An 11,885-nucleotide genomic window follows, 5' to 3' on the forward strand; every position below is an offset into this window, starting at 1 on the left:
AGGCAATGGCACGTTCTGTTAAAAAAGGTCCGTTCTGCGACGCCCATTTGCTGAAGAAAGTTGAGGCGGCTGCAGCTTCGCGCGACAAAAAGCCGATCAAGACCTGGTCGCGTCGCTCGACGATTCTGCCGGATTTCATCGGCCTGACGATCGCTGTTCACAACGGCCGTCAACACGTTCCGGTGTACATCTCGGAAAACATGGTCGGCCACAAGCTTGGCGAGTTCGCACTGACCCGTACGTTCAAGGGTCACGCAGCCGACAAGAAGGCCAAGAAATAAGGGGCAATCAAGATGGAAGTGAAAGCAATTCATCGCGGTGCCCGCATCTCGGCGCAAAAAACGCGCCTTGTGGCTGACCAGATCCGCGGTTTGCCGGTCGACAAGGCGCTGAACGTTCTGACGTTCTCGCCGAAGAAGGCGGCTGGCATCGTGAAGAAGGTTGTGCTGTCGGCAATCGCGAATGCGGAGCACAACGAAGGCGCCGATATCGACGAGCTCAAGATCAAGAGCATCTACGTCGATAAGGCTGCATCGCTCAAGCGTTTCACCGCGCGCGCCAAGGGCCGCGGTAACCGCATCGAGAAGCAATCCTGTCACATCACTGTGACGGTCGGGAATTAAGGAGCCATACGATGGGACAGAAAATTCATCCGACTGGCTTCCGCCTGGCTGTCAGCCGCAATTGGGCTTCGCGTTGGTACGCGAACAACAACAATTTCGCGGCGATGCTTCAGGAAGACATCGGTGTTCGTGAGTACCTGAAGAAGAAGCTGAAGAACGCTTCGGTCGGTCGGGTTGTCATCGAGCGTCCGGCGAAGAACGCGCGCATCACGATTTACAGCTCGCGTCCGGGTGTGGTCATCGGCAAGAAGGGCGAGGATATCGAACAGCTGAAGACGGAACTGCAACGCCGCATGGGCGTGCCGGTTCACGTCAACATCGAAGAGATCCGCAAGCCGGAAACCGATGCTCAACTGATCGCTGACTCGATCACGCAACAGCTCGAGCGCCGGATCATGTTCCGCCGCGCGATGAAGCGTGCGATGCAGAACGCGATGCGTCTGGGTGCCCAGGGCATCAAGATCATGAGCGCAGGCCGTCTGAACGGTATCGAAATCGCACGTACGGAGTGGTATCGCGAAGGTCGCGTTCCGCTTCACACGCTGCGTGCCGACATCGACTACGCGACTTCGGAAGCGAAGACGACCTACGGGATCATCGGCGTCAAGGTGTGGGTGTACAAGGGCGACACGCTCGGCCGCAATGACGCACCGGTGGTGGAAGAAGTAGCCGAAGACAAGCGTCCGCGTCGCAATGCGCGTCCGGGCGACCGTCGTCCGCGCCGTGACGGCGAAGGCGGCGCTCCGGGTGCTCGCCGTGGCGCACCGCGCCGTGGCGCCGGCAAGCCCGAAGACGGCAAGACTGGAGAATAACGATGCTGCAACCGAAACGCAGGAAGTATCGTAAAGAGCAGAAGGGTCGTAACACCGGCAAGGCGACGCGCGGCAACGCAGTGTCGTTCGGTGAATTCGGCCTGAAGGCGATCGGTCGCGGTCGTCTGACCGCACGTCAAATTGAAGCGGCGCGTCGTGCAATGACGCGTCACATCAAGCGTGGCGGCCGCATCTGGATCCGGATCTTCCCGGACAAGCCGATTTCGCAGAAGCCGGCCGAAGTACGTATGGGTAACGGTAAGGGTAACCCGGAGTACTACGTCGCCGAGATTCAGCCGGGCAAGATGCTCTATGAAATGGACGGCGTAACCGAAGAACTGGCACGCGAAGCGTTCCGTCTGGCTGCAGCCAAGCTGCCGCTGAAGACGGCATTCATCGTGCGCCAGCTCGGCGCCTAAGGAGAAAACATGAAGGCTTCCGAACTTCTCCAGAAAGACCAGGCCGCGCTCAACAAGGAGCTGGCGGACCTGCTGAAGGCGCAATTCGGCCTGCGCATGCAACTCGCGACCCAGCAGCTCACGAACACGAGCCAGCTGAAGAAGGTTCGTCGCGACATCGCACGTGTGCGGACCGTCATGACTCAGAAGGCGAACCAGAAATGAACGATAGCGTGAAAACCTCGCTGAAGCGGACGCTGGTCGGTCGGGTCGTCAGCAACAAGATGGACAAGACCGTCACCGTGCTGATCGAGCACCGCGTCAAGCACCCGATCTACGGCAAGTATGTCGTGCGCTCGAAGAAGTACCACGCGCATGATGAAGCGAACACCTGCAACGAAGGCGATCTCGTCGAAATCCAGGAAACTCGTCCTGTTTCGAAGACGAAGGCCTGGGCGGTGTCGCGCCTCGTCGAAGCAGCTCGCGTCATCTAAGCGGGCCGTGCAGTAGGCAGTAACAAGCACTTCTCCACGAAGTGCTTGAAATCGCAAAGTTTTTGCTTGCGTGACCAGGGTTATTTGTTATAATCCTGGTCTTCCCTCTTTATGGGAGCCCCGTCGCGGGCGAAGTTGGTGGGGGAAGCGGACTGGCGCCAGCCTGTCCGAAAGATTCACCGAATTGCGATGGCGGGTTTCGTTTGCCGTCGCTGCTGTTCCAACCCAAGCAGCCGATTGGCTGACGGGACCAAGACTGACCGAATGCATCATGGTGGTGCATCCGGATTAAGTTGGGAAAGACAAACCATGATCCAGACCGAATCTCGGCTCGAAGTAGCCGACAACACGGGTGCACGTGAAGTCCTGTGCATCAAGGTGCTCGGCGGCTCGAAGCGTCGTTATGCCGGCATTGGCGACATCATCAAGGTGAGCGTCAAAGAGGCAACGCCGCGCGGGCGCGTGAAGAAAGGCGAAATTTACAACGCCGTGGTGGTCCGCACCGCCAAGGGCGTGCGCCGTCAAGACGGCTCGCTGATCAAGTTCGACGGCAACGCCGCTGTGCTTTTGAATAACAAGCTCGAGCCGATCGGCACCCGTATCTTCGGGCCGGTGACGCGTGAGCTGCGTAGCGAACGATTCATGAAGATCGTTTCGCTGGCGCCGGAAGTGCTGTAAGGAGTCGCGATGAACAAGATTCGCAAGGGTGACGAGGTTATCGTCGTTACCGGCAAGGACAAGGGCAAGCGCGGCGTCGTGCTGGCTGTCGGTGCTGAGCATGTGACGGTTGAAGGTATCAACCTCGTCAAGAAGCATGTGAAGCCGAACCCGATGAAGGGTACGACGGGCGGCGTGGAAGCGAAGACGATGCCCCTGCATATTTCGAACGTCGCACTGGTCGACGCGAATGGCAAGGCGTCGCGTGTTGGCATCAAGGTCGAGGAAGGCAAGAAGGTTCGCTTCCTGAAGACGACCGGTGCCGTACTGAGCGCCTGACGCAGCGGAGTAAAAAATGGCTCGTTTTCAAGAGTTTTACAAAGAAAAGGTTGTGCCCGGCCTGATCGAGAAGTTCGGTTACAAGTCGGTCATGGAAGTGCCGCGCATCACCAAGATCACGCTGAACATGGGTCTTGGCGAAGCGATCGCTGACAAGAAGATCATCGAGAACGCCGTTGGCGACCTCACGAAGATCGCTGGTCAGAAGCCGGTCGTGACGAAGGCACGCAAGGCAATCGCAGGCTTCAAGATCCGCCAGGGTTATCCGATCGGCGCGATGGTGACGCTGCGCGGCCAGGCGATGTACGAATTCCTCGACCGTTTCGTGACCGTCGCGCTGCCCCGCGTGCGCGACTTCCGCGGCGTGTCGGGTCGTGCTTTCGATGGCCGTGGCAACTACAACATCGGTGTGAAAGAGCAGATCATTTTCCCCGAAATCGATTACGACAAGATCGACGCACTGCGTGGGCTGAACATCAGCATCACGACGACTGCGAAGACCGACGACGAAGCAAAGGCTCTGCTCGCCAGCTTCAAGTTCCCGTTCAGAAACTGAGGTTACCGTGGCTAAACTGGCACTGATCGAACGTGAAAAGAAGCGCGCCCGCCTGGTCGCGAAGTTCGCAGCAAAGCGCGAAGCGCTGAAGGCGATCGTCGAAGACCAAAGCAAGTCGGAAGAAGAGCGCTACGAAGCACGCCTGGAGCTGCAGCAACTGCCCCGCAACGCAAACCCGACCCGCCAGCGTAATCGCTGCGCGATCACGGGCCGTCCGCGTGGCACGTTCCGTAAATTCGGCCTCGCGCGTAACAAGATTCGTGAAATCGCATTCCGTGGCGAGATTCCTGGCCTGACCAAGGCGAGCTGGTAATAGGAGAAACGTAAATGAGCATGAGTGATCCTATCGCCGATATGCTGACTCGCATCCGCAACGCGCAGATGGTCGAGAAGGTATCGGTCGCGATGCCCTCGTCGAAGGTCAAGGTTGCAATCGCGCAAGTCCTGAAGGACGAAGGTTATATCGACGATTTCGCGGTGAAGGCTGAAGGCGCGAAGGCAGAACTGAACATCGCGCTGAAGTACTACGCTGGCCGTCCGGTCATCGAACGCCTCGAGCGCGTGTCGAAGCCTGGCCTGCGCGTCTACCGCGGCCGTAACGACATTCCGCAGGTCATGAATGGCCTCGGCGTGGCAATCGTGTCGACGCCGAAGGGCGTGATGACCGACCGCAAGGCGCGCGCTACCGGCGTCGGCGGCGAAGTCATCTGCTACGTCGCTTAAAGCCGAGGAGAGAGAAACATGTCTCGAGTAGGTAAGAGCCCGATCGCGCTGCAAGGCGCGGAAGTCAAGCTGGCCGACGGTGCAATCACCGTCAAGGGCCCGCTGGGCACCATCACGCAAGCGATCAATCCGCTCGTGAACGTGGCGAACAACGACGGCACGCTGAATCTGTCGCCGGTCGACGAAAGCCGCGAAGCAAATGCACTGTCGGGCACGATGCGCGCGATCATCGCGAATGCCGTGCACGGCGTGACCAAGGGTTTCGAGCGCAAGCTGACGCTGGTTGGCGTCGGTTACCGTGCACAAGCGCAAGGCGACAAGCTGAACCTGTCGCTGGGTTTCTCGCACCCGGTGGTGCACCAGATGCCGGAAGGCATCAAGGCTGAAACCCCGACGCAAACCGAAATCGTGATCAAGGGGATCAACAAGCAACAAGTCGGTCAAGTGGCTGCGGAAGTCCGCGGTTACCGTCCGCCGGAGCCCTACAAGGGCAAGGGCGTGCGCTATTCCGACGAGGTTGTGATCCTCAAAGAAACGAAGAAGAAGTAAGGGTGCGCAATCATGGATAAGACTCAATCTCGCCTGCGCCGCGCTCGCCAGACGCGTATCAAGATCGCTGAGCTGCAGGTCGCGCGTCTCGCCGTGCATCGCACGAACACGCACATCTACGCTCAAGTGTTCTCGCCCTGCGGCACCAAGGTGCTCGCCAGCGCGTCGACGCTCGAGGCAGAAGTGCGCGCCGAGCTCGCCGACAAGTCGGGCAAGGGCGGCAACGTTAACGCCGCGACGCTGATCGGCAAGCGTATTGCCGAGAAGGCAAAGGCCGCCGGCATCGAATCCGTCGCCTTCGACCGCTCGGGCTTCCGCTACCACGGCCGCGTGAAAGCGCTGGCTGAGGCAGCTCGCGAAGCTGGGCTCAAGTTCTAAGGAAGGAATTCGTCATGGCAAAGATGCAAGCGAAAGTTCAGGCTGACGAGCGCGACGACGGCCTTCGTGAAAAGATGATTTCGGTCAATCGCGTGACCAAGGTCGTGAAGGGTGGCCGTATTCTCGGCTTCGCCGCACTGACCGTGGTTGGCGACGGTGATGGCCGCATCGGTATGGGCAAGGGCAAGGCGAAGGAAGTGCCGGTCGCTGTCCAGAAGGCAATGGAACAAGCTCGCCGCAACATGTTCAAGGTGCCGCTCAAGAACGGCACGCTGCAGCACGAAGTGCACGGCAAGCACGGCGCCTCGGCCGTCCTCCTCGCTCCGGCGAAGGCAGGTACGGGCGTGATCGCCGGCGGCCCGATGCGCGCAGTGTTCGACGTGATGGGCGTTCAGAACGTTGTGGCGAAGAGCCACGGTTCGACGAACCCGTACAACCTCGTTCGCGCCACGCTGGACGGCCTGCGCAAGCAGTCCACCCCGGCAGACATCGCGGCGAAGCGCGGCAAGTCCGTCGAAGAAATTTTGGGCTAAGCCCGGGTGGTCACCATGTCTGAAAAAACTGTCAAGGTTCAGCTCGTTAAGAGCCTGATCGGGACCCGCGAATCGCACCGCGCGACCGTGCGTGGCCTGGGCCTGCGCCGACTCAACTCGGTCAGCGAGCTGCAGGACACGCCGGCGGTCCGCGGCATGATCAACAAGGTCTCGTACCTCGTTAAGGTCATCGCGTAAGCGGCCCTACGGATCAAGGAGTTGATATGGAATTGAATAACCTGAAGCCGGCAGCTGGTGCCAAGCACGCCAAGCGTCGCGTCGGCCGTGGCATCGGTTCGGGCCTCGGCAAGACGGCTGGCCGTGGTCACAAGGGTCAGAAATCGCGTTCGGGCGGCTTCCACAAAGTCGGTTTCGAAGGCGGTCAGATGCCGCTGCAACGTCGTCTGCCGAAGCGCGGCTTCACGTCGCTGACGAAGGAATTCGTCGGTGAAGTGCGTCTGGGCGACCTCGAGAAGCTGCCGGTCGACGAGATCGATCTGCTCGCACTGAAGCAAGCCGGCCTGGTCGGCGAGCTGACGAAGAGCGCAAAGATCATCGCGACGGGCGAACTGAAGCGCAAGATCGTCGTGAAGGGTCTCGGTGCCACCAAGGGTGCGCGCGCTGCGATCGAAGCGGCTGGCGGTTCGTTCGCCGAGTGACACGCGTAGCGCGTCGTCACTTGCATTCATCGGAGAAGGTACTTGGCTAACAGCCCGAGTCTTGCAAAACCCGGTCGAAGCACGGCGAAATTCGGCGATCTGCGTCGGCGAGCGATGTTCCTGCTCCTGGCGCTGATCGTCTATCGCATCGGCGCGCACATTCCCGTGCCGGGCATCGATCCGGATCAACTGGCTAAGCTGTTCCAGAGCCAGGCGGGTGGCATCCTGGGCATGTTCAACATGTTCTCGGGTGGCGCACTTTCCCGCTTCACGATCTTTGCGCTGGGGATCATGCCGTACATTTCGGCGTCGATCATCATGCAGTTGCTGGCGATCGTATCGCCGCAACTCGAGGCGCTGAAGAAGGAAGGGCAGGCTGGGCAACGGAAGATCACGCAGTACACGCGGTATTTCACCGTGGTGCTCGCGACCTTCCAGGCGTTCGGTATCGCGGCTGCGCTGGAAAACCAGCCGGGCCTCGTCACCGATCCCGGCATGCTGTTCCGTCTGACGACGGTCGTGACGCTGGTTACCGGCACGATGTTCCTGATGTGGCTCGGCGAGCAGATTACCGAGCGTGGTCTGGGCAACGGTATCTCGATCATCATCTTCGGCGGGATCGCAGCAGGGTTCCCGAATGCCGTCGGTGGGCTGTTCGAGCTGGTGCGTACGGGTTCGATGAGCATCATTTCGGCGATCATCATCGTCGTTCTGATTGCCGCGGTGACTTACCTGGTCGTGTTCATCGAACGCGGTCAGCGCAAGATCCTCGTGAACTACGCGAAGCGCCAGGTCGGCAACAAGATCTACGGCGGGCAGTCGTCGCACTTGCCGCTGAAGTTGAACATGTCGGGCGTGATTCCGCCGATCTTCGCATCGTCGATCATCCTGTTCCCGGCAACGATTCTCGGCTGGTTCAGTACCGGTCAGCCGACGGGAAGCTGGATTTCCAATACGTTGCATAACGTTGCGGAAGCGCTGAAGCCGGGCCAGCCGGTCTATGTGCTGCTGTACACGCTGGCAATCGTGTTTTTCTGCTTCTTCTACACCGCACTGGTGTTCAACAGCAGGGAAACCGCGGATAACCTGAAGAAGAGCGGCGCGTTTGTTCCGGGCATCCGTCCGGGCGATCAGACCGCACGATATATCGACCGCATCCTCACGCGTCTGACGCTGGCCGGTGCGATCTACATCGTCTTCGTGTGTCTGCTGCCGGAATTCCTGGTGCTGCGCTGGAACGTGCCGTTTTATTTTGGTGGAACGTCGCTGCTGATCATTGTCGTCGTCACGATGGACTTTATGGCGCAGGTGCAGTCGTACGTTATGTCGCAACAGTATGAGTCGCTGCTCAAGAAGGCTAACTTCAAGGGCGGCAACATCCCAATGCGTTAATAAGGACTATGGCCAAAGACGATGTAATCCAGATGCAAGGTGAGGTGATCGAAAACCTCCCGAATGCGACCTTCCGTGTGAAGCTGGAAAACGGCCATGTCGTGTTGGGGCATATTTCCGGAAAGATGCGGATGCACTACATCCGCATTCTGCCCGGCGACAAGGTGACGGTTGAATTGACGCCTTACGATCTGTCTCGTGCGCGGATCGTGTTCCGGGCGAAGTGATTTGAAAAAAGGGTATTATCATGAAAGTGATGGCATCGGTTAAGCGCATTTGCCGCAATTGCAAGATCATCAAGCGCAAGGGCGTCGTTCGCGTGATCTGCAGCTCGGATCCGCGCCACAAGCAGCGCCAAGGCTGACCGCGCGTTTGTTTGCGCTTTTTGTTTGAGGAAAAACAATGGCTCGTATCGCAGGGGTTAACATCCCGAATCACCAGCATACCGAGATTGGCCTGACGGCAATCTTCGGTGTCGGCCGCACGCGCTCGCGCAGCATCTGCGCGGCAGCTGGCGTGGAATTCTCGAAGAAGGTCAAGGACCTGACCGACGCAGATCTCGAAAAGCTGCGTGAAGAAGTGGGCAAGTTTGTCGTCGAAGGCGATCTGCGCCGTGAAGTGACGATGAACATCAAGCGCCTGATGGACCTCGGTTGCTACCGTGGCGTCCGTCATCGCAAGGGCCTGCCGATGCGCGGTCAGCGTACGCGTACGAACGCACGTACCCGCAAGGGTCCGCGTCGTGCAGCGCAAGCGCTGAAGAAGTAAGCGGAACTGACAGTTACAGGAAAACGTAATGGCTAAGGCTTCGAACACCGCGGCGCAACGCGTTCGCAAGAAGGTTAAGAAGAACGTCGCTGAAGGTGTGGTTCACGTCCACGCGTCGTTCAACAACACGATCATCACGATCACCGATCGCCAAGGCAACGCACTGGCATGGGCGACGTCGGGCGGCCAGGGCTTCAAGGGCTCGCGCAAATCGACGCCGTTCGCTGCCCAGGTCGCAGCCGAGTCGGCTGGCCGCGTCGCGATGGAATACGGCGTGAAGAATCTGGAAGTGCGGATCAAGGGCCCGGGCCCGGGTCGTGAGTCGGCAGTGCGCGCACTGCACGGCCTCGGCATCAAGATCACCGCGATTTCGGACGTCACCCCGATTCCGCACAACGGCTGCCGCCCGCCGAAGCGTCGTCGTATCTAAGAATGTGCTGGCACGTTCGTGCTGGCGCATTGCCTGTCGCCGCGTAGCGTCGACGGGCGTTGCTTTTTTGATTGACTAAGCCCACCGTTCGCCCCAAAGGGAGCGGACTAGCGCGGATTTCGATCCGCGTGACTGATTGATAAAGGAATGCAAAGTGGCACGTTATATCGGCCCCAAAGCCAAGCTGTCCCGCCGTGAAGGCACCGACCTGTTCCTGAAGAGCGCGCGCCGCTCGCTTGCTGACAAGTGCAAGCTCGACAGCAAGCCGGGTCAGCACGGTCGTACCTCGGGCGCACGTACGTCCGACTACGGTACGCAGCTGCGCGAAAAGCAGAAGGTCAAGCGTATCTACGGCGTGCTGGAGCGTCAGTTCCGCCGCTACTTCGCCGAAGCCGATCGCCGCAAGGGCAACACCGGTGAAAACCTGCTGCAACTGCTCGAGTCGCGCCTCGACAACGTCGTGTATCGCATGGGCTTCGGCTCGACCCGCGCTGAAGCGCGTCAGCTCGTGAGCCACAAGTCGATCACGGTGAACGGCGTCGTCGCGAACGTCCCGTCGCAGCAAGTGAAGGCGGGTGACGTCGTTGCGATCCGCGAAAAGGCGAAGAAGCAGGCGCGTATCGTCGAAGCGCTGTCGCTGGCCGAGCAAGGCGGCATGCCGAGCTGGGTTGCAGTCGATGCGAAGAAGTTCGAAGGCACGTTCAAGCAAATGCCGGAACGCGTTGAGATCGCAGGCGACATCAACGAAAGCCTGATCGTCGAATTGTATTCGCGTTAATCCGATTGACGGCCGAGGTACCCCGATTGCGTTACGCAAGGAGGGGCCTCGGCTGTTTATTTTCTGGTTGTTACCGGTCAGCCTTATCGGTGTAACGAGCCGAGGGTATTGAAAAGGAAAACCCATGCAAACCAGTTTGCTGAAACCCAAGATCATCGCCGTGGAATCGCTGGGCGAGAACCACGCGCGGGTGGTCATGGAACCGTTCGAGCGCGGTTACGGCCATACCTTGGGCAATGCGCTTCGCCGCGTGCTGCTGTCGTCGATGGTTGGCTACGCGCCGACCGAAGTCACGATCGCGGGCGTGGTGCACGAGTACTCGACGCTTGATGGCGTGCAGGAAGACGTCGTCAACCTGCTGCTGAACCTGAAGGGTGTGGTGTTCAAGCTGCATAACCGTGACGAAGTGACGGTTACGCTGCGTAAGGAAGGCGAAGGCGTCGTCACGGCCGGTGATATCGAGCTGGCTCACGATTGCGAAGTCATCAACCCGAATCACGTGATCGCGCACCTGTCGAAGGGCGGCAAGCTCGACGTTCAGATCAAGATCGAGAAGGGTCGCGGCTACGTGCCCGGTAACGTCCGTCGCTACGGCGAAGACACGGCCAAGATCATCGGCCGCATCGTCCTCGACGCATCGTTCTCGCCGGTTCGCCGCGTGAGCTACGCGGTCGAAAGCGCACGTGTCGAGCAGCGTACCGACCTCGACAAGCTCGTGATGAACATCGAGACGAGCGGTGTGATCACGCCGGAAGAAGCGATCCGTCAATCGGCCCGCATCCTGGTCGACCAGTTGTCCGTGTTCGCGGCGCTGGAAGGCACGGAAACGGCTGCCGAGGCACCGTCGCGTGCGCCGCAGATCGATCCGATCCTGCTGCGTCCGGTGGACGATCTCGAGCTGACGGTTCGTTCGGCGAACTGCCTGAAGGCCGAGAACATCTACTACATCGGCGACCTGATTCAGCGCACGGAAAACGAGCTGCTGAAGACGCCGAACCTCGGTCGCAAGTCGCTCAACGAGATCAAGGAAGTGCTCGCTTCGCGCGGTCTCACGCTGGGCATGAAGCTCGAGAACTGGCCGCCGGCTGGTCTCGACAAGTAAGCCCGGTTGTTGCTGCAGTTGGCAAAGATGCGGATTTTCCTTTAAAATCCGCATCTTGCTTTTTTCGCTACCGGCCCGTGCACCCTTCGAGGTGCGATAGAAGAGCTGGATCAAAACTTTGAATCAAGGAAACTGAAATGCGCCATCGTCATGGTCTGCGGAAACTGAACCGCACGAGCAGCCACCGTCTGGCTATGCTCCGTAACATGTCCAACTCGCTGATCGAGCACGAAGTCATCAAGACGACGCTGCCGAAGGCGAAGGAACTCCGTAAAGTCGTCGAGCCGCTGATCACGCTCGGCAAGAAGCCGTCGCTGGCAAACCGTCGCCTGGCGTTCAACCGCCTGCGCGATCGTGACTCGGTGGCGAAGCTGTTCGACGTGCTCGGTCCGCGTTTCGCGAACCGTCCGGGCGGCTACCTGCGCGTGCTGAAGTTCGGCTTCCGCGTTGGCGACAACGCGCCGATGGCACTGGTCGAGCTGCTCGACCGTCCGGAAGTCGACGAAACGGAAAACGTGCAAGAAGCTGAATAAGCTTCCGGTACGCAGCAGTATCTGAAAGGGGCCGAGCGATAGCTTGGCCCTTTTTGTTTTTGAGATGCCGGCTGCGATCGATTGTCGCAGGCGGGCGCGGGCAGCGTTGCGCGGGCTGCGTTACGATATTAGCAATCCGGCGCGGGCCCTGGGGGGCAAAA

The 11,885-nt window shown here is 59.6% G+C and carries 24 protein-coding genes; all 24 read left to right on the forward strand.

Annotation, left to right across the window (positions count from 1 at the left end):
• Positions 1 to 5: 5 nt before the first annotated feature.
• The 24 genes from rpsS (at position 6) to rplQ (ending at position 11,724) form a co-directional block, all read left to right on the forward strand.
• Positions 6 to 281: a 30S ribosomal protein S19 gene (gene rpsS, locus ABD05_RS07420; RefSeq protein ID WP_004199273.1), complete on the forward strand. Its 276-nt coding sequence runs from the start codon at positions 6 to 8 to the stop codon at positions 279 to 281.
• A 12-nt stretch (positions 282 to 293) separates the two neighbouring features.
• Positions 294 to 623, forward strand: coding sequence for a 50S ribosomal protein L22 (gene rplV, locus ABD05_RS07425; RefSeq protein ID WP_004199272.1), 330 nt, complete (start codon positions 294 to 296; stop codon positions 621 to 623).
• Between the two features lie 11 nt (positions 624 to 634).
• A complete protein-coding gene (gene rpsC, locus ABD05_RS07430) occupies positions 635 to 1,435 on the forward strand; it encodes a 30S ribosomal protein S3 (protein ID WP_006482899.1) in 801 nt (266 codons plus the stop codon).
• 2 nt (positions 1,436 to 1,437) lie between these two features.
• Entirely contained in the window at positions 1,438 to 1,854 is a 417-nt protein-coding gene (rplP, locus tag ABD05_RS07435) for a 50S ribosomal protein L16 (RefSeq protein WP_006482873.1), read from the forward strand.
• Positions 1,855 to 1,863: 9 nt separating this feature from the next.
• Positions 1,864 to 2,058, forward strand: a complete 195-nt coding sequence (rpmC, locus tag ABD05_RS07440; protein ID WP_006400652.1) for a 50S ribosomal protein L29 — start codon at positions 1,864 to 1,866, stop codon at positions 2,056 to 2,058.
• Positions 2,055 to 2,327, forward strand: a complete 273-nt coding sequence (gene rpsQ / locus ABD05_RS07445) for a 30S ribosomal protein S17 (RefSeq protein ID WP_047899582.1) — start codon at positions 2,055 to 2,057, stop codon at positions 2,325 to 2,327. The genes rpmC and rpsQ overlap by 4 nt, the downstream gene beginning before the upstream one ends.
• Positions 2,328 to 2,636: 309 nt before the next feature.
• Positions 2,637 to 3,005, forward strand: a complete 369-nt coding sequence (gene rplN / locus ABD05_RS07450) for a 50S ribosomal protein L14 (protein ID WP_006482918.1) — start codon at positions 2,637 to 2,639, stop codon at positions 3,003 to 3,005.
• A 9-nt stretch (positions 3,006 to 3,014) separates the two neighbouring features.
• Entirely contained in the window at positions 3,015 to 3,323 is a 309-nt protein-coding gene (gene rplX, locus ABD05_RS07455; RefSeq protein WP_006477187.1) for a 50S ribosomal protein L24, read from the forward strand.
• A 16-nt stretch (positions 3,324 to 3,339) separates the two neighbouring features.
• Complete coding sequence (gene rplE / locus ABD05_RS07460; protein WP_006477186.1) at positions 3,340 to 3,879, forward strand: 50S ribosomal protein L5; 540 nt, start codon at positions 3,340 to 3,342, stop codon at positions 3,877 to 3,879.
• A gap of 7 nt (positions 3,880 to 3,886) precedes the next feature.
• Positions 3,887 to 4,192: a 30S ribosomal protein S14 gene (gene rpsN, locus ABD05_RS07465; RefSeq protein WP_006482884.1), complete on the forward strand. Its 306-nt coding sequence runs from the start codon at positions 3,887 to 3,889 to the stop codon at positions 4,190 to 4,192.
• Positions 4,193 to 4,206: 14 nt separating this feature from the next.
• On the forward strand, positions 4,207 to 4,602 hold the full coding sequence (gene rpsH / locus ABD05_RS07470; protein WP_034183605.1) for a 30S ribosomal protein S8: 396 nt from the start codon (positions 4,207 to 4,209) through the stop codon (positions 4,600 to 4,602).
• An 18-nt stretch (positions 4,603 to 4,620) separates the two neighbouring features.
• Complete coding sequence (gene rplF / locus ABD05_RS07475; RefSeq protein WP_047899583.1) at positions 4,621 to 5,151, forward strand: 50S ribosomal protein L6; 531 nt, start codon at positions 4,621 to 4,623, stop codon at positions 5,149 to 5,151.
• A gap of 12 nt (positions 5,152 to 5,163) precedes the next feature.
• The gene (gene rplR / locus ABD05_RS07480; protein ID WP_006477183.1) at positions 5,164 to 5,529 is read left to right on the forward strand and encodes a 50S ribosomal protein L18; all 366 of its coding nucleotides are present in this window, start codon (positions 5,164 to 5,166) and stop codon (positions 5,527 to 5,529) included.
• Between the two features lie 14 nt (positions 5,530 to 5,543).
• Positions 5,544 to 6,062 (forward strand): 30S ribosomal protein S5, encoded by a 519-nt coding sequence (gene rpsE / locus ABD05_RS07485; protein WP_006482895.1) that lies wholly within the window; start codon positions 5,544 to 5,546, stop codon positions 6,060 to 6,062.
• Positions 6,063 to 6,077: 15 nt separating this feature from the next.
• Complete coding sequence (gene rpmD / locus ABD05_RS07490; RefSeq protein WP_006400644.1) at positions 6,078 to 6,260, forward strand: 50S ribosomal protein L30; 183 nt, start codon at positions 6,078 to 6,080, stop codon at positions 6,258 to 6,260.
• A 26-nt stretch (positions 6,261 to 6,286) separates the two neighbouring features.
• Positions 6,287 to 6,721: a 50S ribosomal protein L15 gene (rplO, locus tag ABD05_RS07495; protein WP_006482880.1), complete on the forward strand. Its 435-nt coding sequence runs from the start codon at positions 6,287 to 6,289 to the stop codon at positions 6,719 to 6,721.
• Positions 6,722 to 6,763: 42 nt separating this feature from the next.
• On the forward strand, positions 6,764 to 8,113 hold the full coding sequence (secY, locus tag ABD05_RS07500) for a preprotein translocase subunit SecY (RefSeq protein ID WP_006482915.1): 1,350 nt from the start codon (positions 6,764 to 6,766) through the stop codon (positions 8,111 to 8,113).
• 8 nt (positions 8,114 to 8,121) lie between these two features.
• Positions 8,122 to 8,340, forward strand: coding sequence for a translation initiation factor IF-1 (gene infA, locus ABD05_RS07505; protein WP_004521905.1), 219 nt, complete (start codon positions 8,122 to 8,124; stop codon positions 8,338 to 8,340).
• A gap of 20 nt (positions 8,341 to 8,360) precedes the next feature.
• Complete coding sequence (gene rpmJ / locus ABD05_RS07510) at positions 8,361 to 8,477, forward strand: 50S ribosomal protein L36 (protein ID WP_004199844.1); 117 nt, start codon at positions 8,361 to 8,363, stop codon at positions 8,475 to 8,477.
• Between the two features lie 38 nt (positions 8,478 to 8,515).
• On the forward strand, positions 8,516 to 8,881 hold the full coding sequence (gene rpsM / locus ABD05_RS07515) for a 30S ribosomal protein S13 (protein ID WP_047899584.1): 366 nt from the start codon (positions 8,516 to 8,518) through the stop codon (positions 8,879 to 8,881).
• 28 nt (positions 8,882 to 8,909) lie between these two features.
• A complete protein-coding gene (gene rpsK / locus ABD05_RS07520; RefSeq protein WP_004197937.1) occupies positions 8,910 to 9,311 on the forward strand; it encodes a 30S ribosomal protein S11 in 402 nt (133 codons plus the stop codon).
• A gap of 154 nt (positions 9,312 to 9,465) precedes the next feature.
• A complete protein-coding gene (gene rpsD, locus ABD05_RS07525; RefSeq protein WP_047899585.1) occupies positions 9,466 to 10,089 on the forward strand; it encodes a 30S ribosomal protein S4 in 624 nt (207 codons plus the stop codon).
• 124 nt (positions 10,090 to 10,213) lie between these two features.
• Positions 10,214 to 11,191: a DNA-directed RNA polymerase subunit alpha gene (locus ABD05_RS07530; RefSeq protein ID WP_006477176.1), complete on the forward strand. Its 978-nt coding sequence runs from the start codon at positions 10,214 to 10,216 to the stop codon at positions 11,189 to 11,191.
• A 137-nt stretch (positions 11,192 to 11,328) separates the two neighbouring features.
• Positions 11,329 to 11,724, forward strand: coding sequence for a 50S ribosomal protein L17 (gene rplQ / locus ABD05_RS07535; RefSeq protein WP_006477175.1), 396 nt, complete (start codon positions 11,329 to 11,331; stop codon positions 11,722 to 11,724).
• Positions 11,725 to 11,885: the final 161 nt, after the last annotated feature.

It is taken from the genome of Burkholderia pyrrocinia, from assembly GCF_001028665.1.
In the GTDB taxonomy this organism is placed as follows: Bacteria; Pseudomonadota; Gammaproteobacteria; order Burkholderiales; family Burkholderiaceae; genus Burkholderia; species Burkholderia pyrrocinia.